The organism is Tropicibacter naphthalenivorans (assembly GCF_900176475.1).
Lineage (GTDB): Bacteria > Pseudomonadota > Alphaproteobacteria > Rhodobacterales > Rhodobacteraceae > Tropicibacter > Tropicibacter naphthalenivorans.
This window is the reverse complement of the sequence record NZ_FWXX01000007.1, coordinates 214,796-228,673: the sequence shown is the minus strand read 5'-3', so window position 1 is coordinate 228,673 and position 13,878 is coordinate 214,796. Positions and strand designations below refer to the sequence as shown.

The 13,878-nt window shown below is 60.4% G+C and carries 16 protein-coding genes; 5 read left to right on the top strand and 11 right to left on the bottom strand.

What is annotated here, in order from left to right; translation table 11 throughout:
* From B9A11_RS15535 to aat, 5 genes are all read left to right on the top strand, one after another.
* Positions 1–552, top strand: a 552-nt coding sequence (locus tag B9A11_RS15535) for an AMP-binding enzyme (RefSeq protein WP_143595896.1), incomplete at its 5' end; no start/stop codon positions are given.
* 367 nt (positions 553–919) lie between these two features.
* Positions 920–1,390, top strand: a complete 471-nt coding sequence (locus B9A11_RS15530; protein WP_143595895.1) for a hypothetical protein — start codon at positions 920–922, stop codon at positions 1,388–1,390.
* Between the two features lie 204 nt (positions 1,391–1,594).
* Positions 1,595–2,083, top strand: coding sequence for an acetyl-CoA carboxylase biotin carboxyl carrier protein (accB, locus tag B9A11_RS15525; RefSeq protein WP_058247152.1), 489 nt, complete (start codon positions 1,595–1,597; stop codon positions 2,081–2,083).
* Between the two features lie 11 nt (positions 2,084–2,094).
* On the top strand, positions 2,095–3,444 hold the full coding sequence (gene accC / locus B9A11_RS15520; RefSeq protein ID WP_058247153.1) for an acetyl-CoA carboxylase biotin carboxylase subunit: 1,350 nt from the start codon (positions 2,095–2,097) through the stop codon (positions 3,442–3,444).
* A gap of 215 nt (positions 3,445–3,659) precedes the next feature.
* Complete coding sequence (gene aat, locus B9A11_RS15515; RefSeq protein WP_058247154.1) at positions 3,660–4,295, top strand: leucyl/phenylalanyl-tRNA--protein transferase; 636 nt, start codon at positions 3,660–3,662, stop codon at positions 4,293–4,295.
* Here the strand turns inward: aat and B9A11_RS15510 are convergent.
* From B9A11_RS15510 to soxC, 11 genes are all read right to left on the bottom strand, one after another.
* Entirely contained in the window at positions 4,259–4,618 is a 360-nt protein-coding gene (locus B9A11_RS15510) for a DUF2155 domain-containing protein (RefSeq protein WP_058247155.1), read from the bottom strand. The two genes, aat and B9A11_RS15510, sit on opposite strands and share 37 nt — an antisense overlap.
* Positions 4,615–5,067, bottom strand: coding sequence for an outer membrane lipid asymmetry maintenance protein MlaD (gene mlaD / locus B9A11_RS15505; RefSeq protein WP_058247156.1), 453 nt, complete (start codon positions 5,065–5,067; stop codon positions 4,615–4,617). The genes B9A11_RS15510 and mlaD overlap by 4 nt, the downstream gene beginning before the upstream one ends.
* Positions 5,064–5,447, bottom strand: coding sequence for an NADH:ubiquinone oxidoreductase subunit NDUFA12 (locus B9A11_RS15500; RefSeq protein WP_058247157.1), 384 nt, complete (start codon positions 5,445–5,447; stop codon positions 5,064–5,066). Before B9A11_RS15500 ends, mlaD begins: the two co-directional genes overlap by 4 nt.
* Positions 5,448–5,563: 116 nt before the next feature.
* A complete protein-coding gene (locus B9A11_RS15495; RefSeq protein WP_058247158.1) occupies positions 5,564–5,920 on the bottom strand; it encodes a RidA family protein in 357 nt (118 codons plus the stop codon).
* Positions 5,921–6,035: 115 nt separating this feature from the next.
* Positions 6,036–7,298 (bottom strand): ATP-dependent Clp protease ATP-binding subunit ClpX, encoded by a 1,263-nt coding sequence (gene clpX, locus B9A11_RS15490; protein ID WP_058247829.1) that lies wholly within the window; start codon positions 7,296–7,298, stop codon positions 6,036–6,038.
* A gap of 166 nt (positions 7,299–7,464) precedes the next feature.
* Positions 7,465–8,085 (bottom strand): ATP-dependent Clp protease proteolytic subunit, encoded by a 621-nt coding sequence (locus B9A11_RS15485; RefSeq protein ID WP_058247159.1) that lies wholly within the window; start codon positions 8,083–8,085, stop codon positions 7,465–7,467.
* A 178-nt stretch (positions 8,086–8,263) separates the two neighbouring features.
* Entirely contained in the window at positions 8,264–9,175 is a 912-nt protein-coding gene (locus tag B9A11_RS15480; RefSeq protein WP_058247160.1) for a cation diffusion facilitator family transporter, read from the bottom strand.
* Between the two features lie 72 nt (positions 9,176–9,247).
* Complete coding sequence (locus B9A11_RS15475; RefSeq protein ID WP_058247161.1) at positions 9,248–10,507, bottom strand: NAD(P)/FAD-dependent oxidoreductase; 1,260 nt, start codon at positions 10,505–10,507, stop codon at positions 9,248–9,250.
* 132 nt (positions 10,508–10,639) lie between these two features.
* A complete protein-coding gene (locus B9A11_RS15470) occupies positions 10,640–11,350 on the bottom strand; it encodes a c-type cytochrome (protein ID WP_058247162.1) in 711 nt (236 codons plus the stop codon).
* Positions 11,351–11,353: 3 nt separating this feature from the next.
* Positions 11,354–12,598, bottom strand: coding sequence for a c-type cytochrome (locus B9A11_RS15465; protein ID WP_058247163.1), 1,245 nt, complete (start codon positions 12,596–12,598; stop codon positions 11,354–11,356).
* Positions 12,582–13,859, bottom strand: coding sequence for a sulfite dehydrogenase (gene soxC / locus B9A11_RS15460; RefSeq protein WP_058247164.1), 1,278 nt, complete (start codon positions 13,857–13,859; stop codon positions 12,582–12,584). Before soxC ends, B9A11_RS15465 begins: the two co-directional genes overlap by 17 nt.
* Positions 13,860–13,878 lie beyond the last annotated feature (19 nt).

The following is a 13,878-nucleotide window of genomic DNA, read 5'->3' as shown; positions in this document are numbered from 1 at the left end:
CTGAAAGACAGCTGGCCGGGCCAGATGCGCACCGTCTGGGGCGACCACGAGCGTTTTGAAAAGACGTACTTCTCGGATTACAAAGGCTATTACTTCTCGGGTGACGGCTGCCGCCGCGACGCCGATGGCGATTACTGGATCACCGGCCGCGTCGATGACGTGATCAACGTGTCCGGTCACCGCATGGGGACCGCCGAAGTCGAATCGGCGCTTGTGGCGCATGAAAAGGTCGCCGAGGCCGCGGTTGTGGGCTACCCGCACGAGATCAAGGGCCAGGGCATCTATTGCTACGTGACCCTGATGAACGGCGTCGAGCCCACCGAAGAGCTGCGCAAAGAGCTGCGCACTTGGGTCCGCACCGAGATCGGCCCGATTGCCTCGCCGGACCTGATCCAATGGGCACCAGGCCTGCCGAAAACCCGCTCGGGCAAGATCATGCGCCGCATCCTGCGCAAAATCGCCGAGAACGACTACGGCGCTTTGGGCGACACCTCCACCCTCGCCGACCCCTCCGTCGTCGACGATCTCATCGAGAATCGCATGAATCGTTGATTCCCGTTAAAACGAGCCATTAAGGGCGTGCCAATTGGCGCGCCCTTTTTGGTCTCGATCATTTGATGAATTACCCACCCGCTTTTCCAATCTCAAAAAGGGCTTTAGTCCTTCAAACTTTTCTGAGCGTTATCAATGACTAACACCATATTGCGCCGTATTTTCGCACGTAGCGCGCCACAGGTGTCAGCGCGGTCTTCACATCTATTAACCACCCCCTCATAAACTATCTTCATTTGGACTGATCACGCTGCAATAGTGGTTGCGTTATGCTAACTTTGTCTGGTGGGGGCACGCTGGATGGAGCGGTAAAATGCAAGTAACAAGCGTGTCTATCCCGATAACGCCTCAGCCCTCGAGTCACGTCTTGGGCCGTTCGGAAACCAACGCCACCGGTCTCCGAGAGACGCGGGTTCAACCGATCGCCGATGCGCGCGATCCAGAAGCGCCTATGCGCGAAGGCCAATCCGCAGAAAAATTCTGGCGGAGCGCAAGTGGCCTGCCTGACCCCGATTCTCACATGGCACCGCCATCGATCATGCAGATCAAGATCAGCCAGATGCTTGATCAGCAAGCCGTTGAATTGGAAACGAAAACGGAAGGCGTGGACCGGTCCGAGCAAAAATCGAAAGATGAGACAATCGATCCAGCCTACGACCGTATCATGTCAGACAAGTCTGATGACGAGGCTGTGACCAAGCTTCCGAGCGAGGTCGCCGGGACCGAAACAGAGCAAAACGCCGAGCCTGCCAACGCCAAGATCACGCCCTTTGCGCGCTATGCCGAGGCGGCCAATCTGTCGCGTAGTCCGGCACAAGAGGCTGTGACCGAGGAATAATCCTCGCGTCACCGCGCTGGCGATTTGCCGCAAACTGTCCGATCCCAACGCTCTCGGTCGGTTAGGAAAGCTTTAGATGGCGCTAACGTTTCCGATACAGATGCGCCTTTCCCGCGTTTGCATCGCTTTTCACCGTCGAAAGCTTAGCCTATATACGCCTCAGCCAATGCTGCCGCGTTGGCATTTTCGAACGGCGAGGATGGTATGAGCAAGAACACGCACGAGTCGGATGTGGCCTTTATCAAGGCACTGGCAGAGATGCTTCGGGACAACGATCTGACCGAGCTTGAGGTCATGCGCGAATATGGCGATGACGACAGCCTGAATGTCCGGGTCAGCCGCGCAGCCCCTGTGGCAGCGCCCGTTGCTGCCGCCCCCGTAGCCGTGGCCGCCGCCCCTGCCGCAGCGCCGGCACCTGCCGCCGCGCCCGCAGCAGCCCCCGAAGATCCCGCCGCACATCCCGGTGCCGTGACCTCTCCGATGGTTGGGACCGTGTACATGCAGGCCGAACCCGGCGCGCCCGCCTTTATCAGCGTCGGCACGCAGGTTAACGAAGGCGACACGCTTTTGATCGTAGAAGCGATGAAAACCATGAACCACATCCCCGCGCCCCGCGCAGGGACCGTCAAGCGCATCCTCGTCGAGGACGGCGCCCCTGTCGAATACGGCGCCCCGCTTGTGATCCTCGAGTGAGGAGCGCACAGATGTTTGACAAGGTTCTTATCGCCAACCGCGGCGAGATCGCTTTGCGCGTCATCCGTGCGTGCCGCGAAATGGGCATTCCTTCGGTGGCCGTCCATTCAACCGCAGACGCGGACGCGATGCACGTGCGCATGGCCGACGAGGCGATCTGCATCGGCCCGGCCTCGTCCACCGACAGCTACCTGTCGATTCCGTCGATCATTTCCGCTTGCGAAGTCACCGGCGCCACGGCGATTCACCCCGGTTACGGTTTCCTGTCCGAAAACGCGCGGTTTGTGCAGATCGTCGAAGATCACGACCTGACCTTTATCGGACCCAGCGCCGAACACATCCGCACCATGGGTGACAAGATCACCGCCAAGGATACCGCCAAAGCGCTTGGTATTCCGGTGGTTCCCGGCTCCGAAGGCGGTGTGAACTCTGTCGAAGAGGCCAAGGCCATCGGTGCGGATTTTGGCTATCCGGTGATCATCAAGGCCACCGCCGGGGGCGGCGGTCGCGGGATGAAGGTCGCCAATTCCGAGGCCGAGATGGAAAAGGCCTATCTGACCGCCCGTGCCGAAGGCAAAGCCGCCTTTGGCAACGATGAGGTCTATATCGAGAAGTACCTGCAAAAGCCGCGTCACATCGAAATCCAGGTCTTTGGGGACGGTCAGGGCAACGGCGTTCATCTTGGTGAACGCGATTGTTCGCTGCAGCGCCGTCACCAGAAGGTGTTCGAAGAGGCCCCCGGCCCCTCGATTTCCCCCGAAGAGCGCAAGAACATTGGCGAGATTTGCGCCAATGCCATCGCCAAGATGGGCTATCGCGGCGCCGGCACCATCGAGTTCCTTTACGAAGATGGCGAGTTCTACTTCATCGAGATGAACACCCGCCTTCAGGTCGAACACCCTGTCACCGAAGCGATTTTCGGCGTCGATCTGGTGCGCGAACAGCTGCGCGTGGCCTCTGGAATGCCGCTGTCGTTTACCCAAGATGACCTGAGCATTTACGGTCATGCGATCGAAGTGCGCATCAACGCCGAGCGTCTGCCGAATTTTGCCCCCTGCCCCGGCACGATCACGCAGTATCACGTGCCCGGTGGTCTGGGCGTGCGGATGGACTCGGCGCTTTACGATGGTTACCGAATCCCTCCGTACTACGACAGTCTGATCGGCAAGCTGATCGTGCATGGTCGCGACCGCCCCGAAGCGCTGGCGCGCCTGAACCGCGCCTTGGGCGAGCTGATCGTCGACGGCGTCGACACCACGGTGCCCCTGTTCCATGCGCTTTTGCAGGAGAAGGACATTCACACCGGTGAGTACAACATTCACTGGTTGGAAAAATGGCTGGATGCCGGTGGTTTGACTTAAAATAGCGGGGCTTCGGCCCCGTTTTATTTTGCCGCGCGGGAACCCGTTCGCCGGCGGCGACGTTAACCTTTTGAACAGCCTTTGTGCCGATCCGATCTGTACCGCATTTATTTACCTCGTACGCGATACAGACCGGATTGGCACAAGGGTTTTTCCACGCCCGAATCGCAGCTTCCGTCTGGCAGCGCCGCGCGCGGCGTGTTTAAACCTCGGGTATGACTGTAACTCTTGATCTGTTGCTGCACGCCTACCGCTCGGGCATCTTTCCGATGGCCGAACATCGCCATGACCCCGAGATTTTCTGGGTCGAGCCGCGGCGGCGTGGCATCTTGCCTCTAGACGGGTTCCACATCTCTCGCAGTTTGGCCAAGCGTCTGAAACGCAACGATTATCAGGTTACGCTGAACCACGATTTCGACGGCGTCATAGATGGCTGCGCGGACCGGGCGGAGACTTGGATCAACGATGAAATCCGCAGCCTTTACACCGATCTGTATCACCAAGGGGACGCCCATTCCCTGGAAGTCTGGATGGATAACGAGCTGGTCGGAGGCGTCTACGGCGTCACGGTTGGCGGGGCATTCTGCGGCGAATCGATGTTTTCTCGGCGCCGGGATGCGTCGAAAATCGCATTGGCTTGGATCGTCGATCTGTTGAACCGAACGGGATTTCGGCTGTTTGACACCCAGTTCATCACCCCGCATCTCGCCAGCTTGGGCGGGCAGGAAATCACCAAGGACGCCTATCGAAGACACCTGACAGACGCGCTGGAGGTCGAAGCGGACATCTTATCCGCGCCGCTCGCCGCGAGCGGTCAAGAGGTGGTGCAGCGCAACACCCAGACGTCGTAGCGCGCGTGCTCCAATGGGTTCAGCGCCGGTGATGCCGCGATCATCCAGCCCCGGAACACGGGCTCGTCGACGCCTTTTTCTCGAATGGTCAGAAAGGCATAGGCGTTGCCGGACGGGTCGCCCACGGGATAGCGGCACTCTGTAAGCTCGACGGTCAACAGGCCCATTGTGGCCGCCTCTCCGTTGCTCAGAGTGAGATCCTCGACCTTGGCGTCGAGCTTGTCCAAGGACCGCAGAACGGCGCCATCGCCCCAGTTGACCGCTTCTTGTGCAGCAGCCCCCTGCCCCAGCAGCAAGGCGACACCAAAGGCGAGCCGTTTCATTCGCTGTCCCCGCCGCCGCTTACGAATTTGAGCAGCAGAGAAATCAGGCTGACGGACCCTTGGGTGTCCAGAATCTCATCACCTGGCTGGAAGTAGAACAAAGAGCCGCCGGGAGAAATTTCGACGAAGTTACCGCCCAACAAACCTTCGGACGCGATCACGATGGCCGAATCGTCGGGGATCTCGACCCCGTTCGAAATCGTCACCACGGTATCGGCGCGGTAGGTTTCGGTGTTCAGCCCCACATCCGTGACGGTGCCCACCTTGACGCCCGCAAGGCGGACATCGGTGCCGACGCTGACGCCTTCGATCGACCGAAAAGAGGCGCGCAGGTCATAGCCCGCGCTGCCCATGGAAAAGCCGGTGCTTTGGATCGTGTAGACACCAAAGGCCAAGGCCGCGGCAAGGACGACCCCGCCGACGGTGACTTCGGTCGCCGAATGGCTCATTCCGGGCTCCACGCCTCGTAGTCGCGGCGCTCTGCTGGGGCTGCGCGGCGGATCGACCCTGCGGGCGCATAGGCCAAGGCCGTGCCGGTCAGGTTTTCCGTATGCGGCTTTTCCCAGGACTTGTGCGCCAGCGGCTTGTCGGTGGGCGGCTCGTCAAAGGTGTAGTGCAGCCAGCCGTGCCAATCGGGGCTGACGCGGGACGCTTCGGATTCGCCGTTGAAGATCACCCAGCGACGCTTGCTGTCCTCGGTCCGGTAATAGGTGTTGCCCTGCTCGTCCTCGCCCACCTTGATGCCGTGACGGCGGGTGTAGAGCAAGGTGTTGAGGGTGGCACCATTCCACCAAGTGACCGCTTTGAGAAGGGTGTTGAGAATGCCCATGGACGACTCCTGTTTCTCTTGCCAGCGTTATGGCGAAATCTGACGCCCTCGTCCAGTGTGCCGCCTGCCGCAGGGGGCCGTAGCAGGCGGTTTTCGCTTAAAATCTGCGACTTGGCTTAGGCCAAGGCGGTCAGCTCGATCTCGATCCGATACTTGGAGTCGATCAGGTTGCATTCGACCATGGTCGCGGCGGGCGGGTTGTCGCCGAACACTTCGGTCAGGACCGGCCAGCACGGTTCGAATTCGGCGGCATCAGGCAGGTAGTAGTTGACGCGCACGGCTTTGTCGAAACCGCTGCCCGCCTCGGCAAGAGCTTCGCCGATGACGTCCAGCGCCGCGCGGCACTGTTCCACCACGTCGTCGCCTTGGCCCACGGTGCCTGCGACGTGGACGAAACCGCCCGCGACAACGGCGCGACAATAGCCGATTTTCGCCTCAAAGGGGCTGCCGGTGTGAATGCGTTTGATGGTCATTTTGCTTCTCCTGTTTGGACATCGCTTAGCCAGCGGCACGCGTTTCGTCCAGAGGGTTCCGCAACGCAAAAGGCCAGCCCAAAGGCTGGCCTTTGTTGAAATCGCCTGGGCAAGATTAGGCCGAGGCTTCTTCTTTTTTCTGATCCGCGTAGATCATCAAAGGCTTGGCATCGGCGCCGACGGCCTCTTCGTTCACGACAACCTCGGTCACCTCTTCCATGCCCGGCAGCTCGAACATGGTGTCGAGCAGAATGCCTTCGAGGATAGAGCGCAGGCCGCGTGCACCGGTCTTGCGTTCGATGGCCTTCTTGGCGATGGCGCTCAGCGCCTCGTCGGTGAAGGTCAGCTGGGTATCTTCCATCTCGAACAGGCGCTGATACTGCTTGACCAAAGCGTTCTTGGGCTGGGTCAGGATCGTCACCAGAGCGTCCTCATCAAGGTCCTCAAGCGTGGCGACAACCGGCAAACGGCCGACGAATTCCGGGATCAGGCCAAATTTCAGCAAGTCCTCGGGTTCGAGATCGCGGAAGATTTCACCCACGCCGCGGTCGTCGTTATCACGCACGTCGGCACCAAAGCCCATAGCAGACCCTTTGCCCCGCTGAGCAATGATCCGATCAAGACCGGCAAACGCGCCGCCGCAGATGAACAGGATGTTGGTCGTGTCCACTTGCAGGAATTCCTGCTGCGGATGCTTGCGCCCACCCTGCGGCGGAACCGAGGCAACGGTGCCTTCCATCAGCTTGAGCAGCGCCTGCTGAACGCCCTCGCCCGATACGTCGCGGGTGATCGAGGGGTTTTCCGATTTACGCGTAATTTTATCGACTTCGTCAATGTAGACGATGCCGCGCTGCGCGCGTTCCACGTTGTATTCCGAGGCCTGAAGCAGCTTGAGGATGATGTTTTCCACATCCTCCCCCACATACCCCGCTTCGGTCAGCGTGGTCGCGTCCGCCATGGTAAATGGCACGTCCAAGATCCGCGCGAGGGTCTGCGCCAGCAGCGTTTTACCGCAACCGGTCGGACCGATCAGCATGATGTTGGATTTCGCCAGCTCAATGTCCGACGATTTTTGCGCGTGGTTCAAACGCTTGTAGTGGTTGTGCACGGCCACCGACAAAACGCGTTTCGCCTTGGCCTGACCGATAACGTAATCGTCCAGAACCTCACAAATCTCGCGGGGCGTCGGAACGCCTTCGGAGGATTTGAGGCCCGCGCCCTTGGTTTCCTCACGGATGATATCCATGCACAGCTCGACGCATTCGTCGCAGATGAACACCGTGGGGCCGGCGATCAGTTTGCGGACTTCATGCTGGCTCTTGCCGCAGAAGCTGCAATAGAGGGTGTTCTTGCTGTCACCGCCTGAATTCGTTGCCATCATGCACCTTTCCCGGCGTCTGCGCCGGTTTCATCGTCTTCTCAGAGGGCGTTTTCCGCACCCCCACTTGCGCGGGTCGCCGTCTATCCCGCAAGCTTAGGACAGGCGCTTGCGCGCCACAATCCGAAAGTTCGCCCCGCAACCCGATGGCCACGGGGCAATCGTCTTAGTCGTCTTCCGTGACGCGGTTGGTCACGATTTCGTCGATCAAGCCCCAGTCCTTGGCATCCTCGGGCGACATGAAGTTGTCACGCTCCAACGCTTTTTCAACATTTTCGAGGCTCTGACCGGTGTGCTTCACGTAGATTTCGTTGAGGCGACGCTTGAGCTTGAGCGTTTCCTCGGCGTGAATCATGATGTCGGTTGCCTGGCCCTGGTAGCCACCAGAGGGCTGGTGCACCATCACGCGGCTGTTGGGCAGCGAGAAACGCATCCCCGGCGCGCCGGCGGTCAACAGCAGCGACCCCATCGAGGCGGCCTGCCCGATCACAAGGGTCGAGACCTTGGGTTTGATGTACTGCATGGTGTCGTAGATCGACAGACCAGAGGTGACGACACCGCCGGGGCTGTTGATATACATGGAGATTTCCTTGGACGGGTTTTCCGCCTCGAGGTGCAGAAGCTGCGCCACGATCAGCGACGACATGCCGTCATGCACCGGGCCGTTCAGGAAAATAATCCGTTCCTTGAGCAGGCGCGAGAAGATGTCATAGGCGCGTTCGCCGCGCGACGTCTGCTCGACGACCATGGGAACGAGGTTCATGTATGTTTCGATCGGATCTTTCATCGGCCCTGCCTACGTTTCGTGTTCCAGAATTTTAGTAACGCTGATTAGTTACTTGAGTCTTAGTGTCGGCCATGGGGGGTCGCAAGAGGGGGCGGTGAATTCAACGCGAATGGGCTGCCAAAAGGTTGAATGCGCGCTCTTTGTTGCGGCCTGTTGTCCCGCGCGCCGGAGGATTTGGTTAATGGCCAATACGTTTAACGCCTGAACAGATATGCGTCGCGCATTCCATTTCAAGGGTCACATGTGTCAGCCCGTGGACCTCTGACAGTCGCATCTTGACCTCTTGTTTGATCGCGTCAGCGCGCGCCCAAGCGCCTGATTTCACGACCAAATGCGCCTGAAGCGCGGCGTCATGTTCATCCATCGACCAAAGGTGTGCGTGGTGCAGGCTATCGACCCCGTCGACCTCTTCGGCGGTGGCAAGGACGGTCTCGGGGGCCATCTGTGGCGGGGTGCCAAGCATTAAAATCCGGACCACACCGCCAATTTCAGACCACGCCATCCACAAAATGTAGCCTGCGATCAAAAGCGTCATCAAAGGGTCGACCCAATTCCAGCCAAAGGCCCAAATCAGGGCGCCCGCAAGGATGACCGCCACGCTCCCCATGGCATCGGCCAGATTGTGCATAAAGGCCGCGCGAATATTCACGCTGTTTTTGGCCATCGAATAGGTCAGCGCGGCGGTGATCAGGTCAATCACGAGGGCAACTCCGGCGATCACCATGACCAGCCAGCCGGTCACGGGTTCGGGCGCAAAAAACCTCATAACCGCTTCGTATATCAGGTAAAACCCGACAACAATCAGCGTGGTCAGGTTGATCAGAGCGGCGACGATCTCGGCCCGGGCGTAGCCGAAGGTCATGGTGTCATCGGCGGGACGGCGGGCGATTTTGCGCGCCCAAAAGGCGATGATCAGGCTCGCCGCGTCCGAAAAGTTGTGCAGCGCGTCGGCAATCATCGCGAGACTGCCCGAGACGATCCCGCCGATAATCTGCGCAATCGTCAACAAAAGGTTCACACCGACGGCGGCGGCCATTTTGCCATCGCCGCCTTCGCGGTCGTGATGATGGTGGTGGTGTCCGTGTGGCATGATCTGACGCTGCGCCTCGGCGCGGCAAAGATCAAGGGGCGCAATGCCGCGCCCCTCTTGGTTTTCAAAAGGTTAACCGAACATGTCCGAGGTGATCCCCTCGTACCAGCCGATGCTTTCCTCGTAGGTCGCCTTGCGCAATGCCGCATCCTCGCCGGTGGCCGAGATAAAGCCATCCGTTTTAGCGATCTTTTCATCGGTGGCGGCATAGGATGCGCCAACCTTGATCCCGTCATCCGTGCTGATCAACGACCAACAAGTGTTCGAGAATTTCGCCGGGAAGACGCGGCTTCCGGTCAGCGCGCCGCGCACCGCCATAGCCGCGACCTTGGCCTGACTGTTGGCGGAAAAGCCCGATTTCGGCATGTCGCCCTGGTTCGTGGCATCGCCAAGCACATGGATATTCTCGTCCAAACGGCTTTGCATGGTATGGCCATCAACCGGCGCCCAATTGCCCTCGGTCAGGCTGGCGGCCTCGCAGATATGGCCCGCCTTTTGCGCCGGGATGACGTTAACCACGTCGGCTTTGATCACCTCACCGTCGACATCGACCTCCATCGTGTCGGGGCGCACCGAGACATTCTCTCCGCCGAAGTCCGGGCCGATGCGTTCGATCATCCCGCCATAGTGTTTCTGCCAGCCCTCTTCGAACAAAGCCTGCTTAGAGAACTTGGCCTTTGGATCGGCAATAATGATCTTGGCGGTCGGATTTTTCTCCTTAAGTACATGAGCGACCATGGAAATCCGCTCATACGGGCCGGGCGGGCAGCGGTACGGGTTGGGCGGCGCGACCATGACATAGGTTCCGCCCTGTGGCATCGCCTCGATCTGCGATTTCAGTAGCGCGGTCTGCGTGCCGGCCTTGTAGGCGTGGGGCATCACGTCCTGCGCGCTGACGTCCCAACCGGGTACCGCCCCATCGATAAAGTCGATGCCGGGGCTGATGATCAGACGGTCATAGGACACACGGCCCCCACCGGCCAAGGCAACGGTCTTGGCGTCGCGGTCCACGCCGGTCGCATAGTCATGCACGACGTTGATGCCATACTCGCTGGCGAGGGTCGCGTAGGTATGCGCAATGCTTTGCAAATCGCGGAACCCGCCAATGTAGAGGTTCGAGAAAAAACAAGTGTAGTAGGTGCGCGTCGGCTCGATCAGGGTGACGTCGATTTCACCCTTGCTGTCCTTGGCGATATAGCGCGCTGCGGTTGCGCCCCCTGCCCCGCCGCCGATTACGACGACCCGGGGCTTGCCCTGCGCCCGCACCATCGGCGCGACCATGGACGCGGCAGCCGCCGCTGTCCCGATAAAGGCTCTACGATTAAACTTCATGTCCGTCTCCTCCTATGGACTGAAAAACGCGGTGCCGCTGTTTATTGTCTGTTCGGCACCAAACGGGATACGCGCCCCATAGTTGATCGCTCGGGGCGTTGAGATTTTATGAAATCCGGAGATTGTCGCGCGCTACTCCAGATTTTCGAAATACGCGGCCAGCGCCGCGATCTCTTCGTCGGACAGCCGACCGGCCATCATCTGCATCACCGGGTGGGGCCGCAGCTTGCGCTTGTAGGCGTGCATTGCGACGACGAAATCCTCGGGATGCCAACGGGTTATCGAAGGTATGCCCGCATCCGCGCCATCGCTTTGGTGGCAGGTCAAACATTCTGACGCGAGGTACTCGCCGTACTCGGCATCCCCCACAATCGCGAGAATTTCTGGCGGAAGCTCGACCTCTCGGGCCACTGCTGTCGGCGCGGACTCGGGGATGTCCTGCGGGTTGGCCGTGAACTGGCGCAGATAGGCCAGCACATCATGCCGATCTTGCGGATCTTTCAAGCCGCGAAAGGACATACGTGTGCCCGACACCAAGGCGCGCGGATTTTCGATGTAGGCATCGAGATGTTCGATGTCCCAGACCATGCCGTCGTCATGCGCCCGGTCCATCGCCTTTGAGTAATCAAAGCCTTCGATGCTGCCCGCGCGCCGACCGAAGATGCCATTAAGATGAGGCCCGGCGCGATTGCTCGCGTCGGACCCGACCTGATGACATCCTGTACATTTGCGAAACACCTTGGCCCCGCGATCGGCATCACCAATCGCATCGGCCGTGTCCTGCGCCAGCGCGGCCCCGGGAGGGGCCAACGCAAGTGTGAATGCTACCAGTGTCCACTTCATGGCTTATGGCGCCGTGGACTTGAGGTATTCGATGACGGCGGTGATGTCGTCATCCTTACGCAGACCCGCAAAGGCCATCTTGGTGCCTTTGATATAGTCCTTGGGCTTGGCAAGGAACGCCGCCAAGGCCGCTTCGTCCCAGACGCCGCCGTGCTCGGCCATGGCGCTGGAGTATTTGAAGCCATCCACGCCGCCAATCGCGCGACCGACGATTGCGTTCAGCTGCGGGCCGGTCTTGTTCTTGGCACCGTCGCCAACCTGGTGGCAGGCCTTACACTTTTTAAAGACCTTCTCGCCGGCGGCAACCAGCTCTGCATCCAACGCGGCGGGAGCCGCAGCGGCGGCAACAGGCGCTTCTGCGGCAGGCTCGGCTGCGGCCTCTTCAACAGGCGCTGCGGTTGCCACGGCCGGAGAGTGATCCATCTCGGCGGGGGCCTCTTCGGCGCCCTCTTCGTCCGGGGTCACGTCCAGCACCGTTGCGCGCATGGTGATCTCGACCGTTTCCTTGCAGTTTTCCATGCAAGGCTCGGTGCGCCACTGCGCATACTCGGTCTCTGCCCGGTCATCGATGATGAACCCGTCGGCGTTGCCCATTTCGACCTCGGTCCAGCTGTCGCGGGACAAGACGAAATCGTCGTCGATCATGTCGTTCGAATACAGGATATAGGCCACGATGGCGTAGGTCTCATCCGCCGACAGCGACTGCGCGTTGCCAAAGGGCATCGAGCGGTGGACATAGTCGAACACTGTCGACAGATACGGCCAGTAGGAGCCGACAGTCTTCAGCGGGTCCTCATCCGCCAAGGTACCGTCGCCGCCCGCCAATTTCGGCCAGTTATCAACGCCTTCTGCGAAAGAGCCGTGGCAGACTGCGCAGTTTTCCTCGAACAAGGGCTCGCCGTCGATGGCATCGCCAGAGCCGTCCGGCAGACCCGTGCCATCGGGGCTGACGTCGACGTTCCACGCTGCGATTTCCTCGGGCAGCGCTTCGCGGCCAAGACCGAACCGCAGGCCAGCGCTGGCCTCATCGGCATGAGCCGCCGAGACCAAAATGCCTTCGCTGGCCGGCGCCGCCTCGGCGACCTGAACGGGCGCTTCGGGTTCGGGGATCGGCGCGGGCAAAGCGCCCAAAACACGCGATTTTTCCGGGAAAGCGGTCACATTGCGGTCGGCAAAGTTATAGGCCGCCGTCAGCATCAAGCCGACACCGACAGTTGCGCCCGCGAAGAGATTAAGAGACTTCGACATTTTCGGCCTCACCATTGGTTTTCACATGCCAGGTCTGGATGCAGTTGTTGTGATAGACAGAGTTCAGGCCGCGCACCTCGCGCAGCTGCGCCTTGGTGGGCTGAACATAGCCGGTCTCGTCGATGGCGCGCGATTGCAGCAGCATCTCTTCGCCATTCCATGTGGTGTCGAGGTAGAAACGCGTCAGCGCTTTATCCTCGCCCTCGGCGGCGAGACGCGCGGTTTCCCAGGTCTTGCCGCCATCCTTGGACACGTCCACGCGGGTGATCTTGCCGTGGCCGGACCACGCAAGGCCGGTGATGACCAGCGGGCCGTGGCCGTGCTTGATCGGCGACTGCGGGCTGGGCGAGGTGACCACGGATTTGGCATCCATGACCCAGGTCCACTTGCGCGAGGTGCCGTCGGCCAGCGTGTCGGTGTACTTGGAGGTCTCTTCGCGCGATTCAACCGGGCCATCCATGACCTCGATGCGGCGCAACCACTTGACCCACATGTTGCCTTCCCAGCCGGGAACGACCAGACGGACGGGATACCCGTGCTCTTTGCGCAGCGCTTCGCCATTGGCTTTGAAGGCGACAAACACGTCGTCCATCGCCTTTTCCATCGGGATCGAGCGCCCGTTGGAGGACGCATCCGCGCCTTCGACGTAGACCCATTTGTCCTTGAAATCGCCCGCCGCGTCCAGACCGGCCTCGGCCAGCAGGGTGCGCAGCGGCACGCCGGAATATTCCATATTGTGGATCATGCCGTGGGTGAACTGCGCGCCGTTCAGCTGCGCGCCCGCCCATTCCATGCCGGTGTTGGCGGCGCATTCGCAGAAGTACACGTGGTTTTCACGCGGGAAGCGTTCCAGGTCTTCGTAGGTGAAGACCAGGGGCTTGTCGACCAAGCCGTTGATCATCAAACGATAATCCGCCTTGGACAGTTCGATCGCGCCGGAATGGTGACGCTCAAAGGCGCAGCCCTGCGGGGTGATCGTGCCATCGAGCGCGTGGATCGGCGTGAAGTTGATCGAAGAGATCGGATCGGCGGTCAGCCAAGGCACGTTGCGGCGCACCACGTCGTCTTCGAATTTGATCGGTAGGCCGTAGGGCGTCGCGTCGACGCCGTCGCCCAACCCGCTGGCCCATTCCTGAACCTCGGTGATCAGCGGATCGGGCCCCGCCGCCTTGGCCACCGTTGCCGCGACCGTGCCCGCGCCAATGGCGGCAGCACCGGTCAGGAACTGACGGCGCGATGCGCCCTTGTTCTCTGTGGTCATGTTTGTCTCCTCTCAAGTA

Bases quoted from the DNA above. Each gene is read 5' to 3' on its own strand.
- accC (WP_058247153.1), top strand. From the start codon at position 2,095: ATGTTTGACAAGGTTCTTATCGCCAACCGCGGCGAGATCGCTTTGCGC.
- B9A11_RS15480 (WP_058247160.1), bottom strand. From the start codon at position 9,175: ATGCCACACGGACACCACCACCATCATCACGACCGCGAAGGCGGCGAT.
- B9A11_RS15510 (WP_058247155.1), bottom strand. From the start codon at position 4,618: ATGAAACGGCTCGCCTTTGGTGTCGCCTTGCTGCTGGGGCAGGGGGCT.
- mlaD (WP_058247156.1), bottom strand. From the start codon at position 5,067: ATGAGCCATTCGGCGACCGAAGTCACCGTCGGCGGGGTCGTCCTTGCC.
- B9A11_RS15500 (WP_058247157.1), bottom strand. From the start codon at position 5,447: ATGGGCATTCTCAACACCCTTCTCAAAGCGGTCACTTGGTGGAATGGT.
- B9A11_RS15470 (WP_058247162.1), bottom strand. From the start codon at position 11,350: ATGAAGTGGACACTGGTAGCATTCACACTTGCGTTGGCCCCTCCCGGG.
- B9A11_RS15485 (WP_058247159.1), bottom strand. From the start codon at position 8,085: ATGAAAGATCCGATCGAAACATACATGAACCTCGTTCCCATGGTCGTC.
- clpX (WP_058247829.1), bottom strand. From the start codon at position 7,298: ATGGCAACGAATTCAGGCGGTGACAGCAAGAACACCCTCTATTGCAGC.
- B9A11_RS15475 (WP_058247161.1), bottom strand. From the start codon at position 10,507: ATGAAGTTTAATCGTAGAGCCTTTATCGGGACAGCGGCGGCTGCCGCG.
- B9A11_RS15465 (WP_058247163.1), bottom strand. From the start codon at position 12,598: ATGTCGAAGTCTCTTAATCTCTTCGCGGGCGCAACTGTCGGTGTCGGC.
- accB (WP_058247152.1), top strand. From the start codon at position 1,595: ATGAGCAAGAACACGCACGAGTCGGATGTGGCCTTTATCAAGGCACTG.
- aat (WP_058247154.1), top strand. From the start codon at position 3,660: ATGACTGTAACTCTTGATCTGTTGCTGCACGCCTACCGCTCGGGCATC.
- B9A11_RS15495 (WP_058247158.1), bottom strand. From the start codon at position 5,920: ATGACCATCAAACGCATTCACACCGGCAGCCCCTTTGAGGCGAAAATC.
- soxC (WP_058247164.1), bottom strand. From the start codon at position 13,859: ATGACCACAGAGAACAAGGGCGCATCGCGCCGTCAGTTCCTGACCGGT.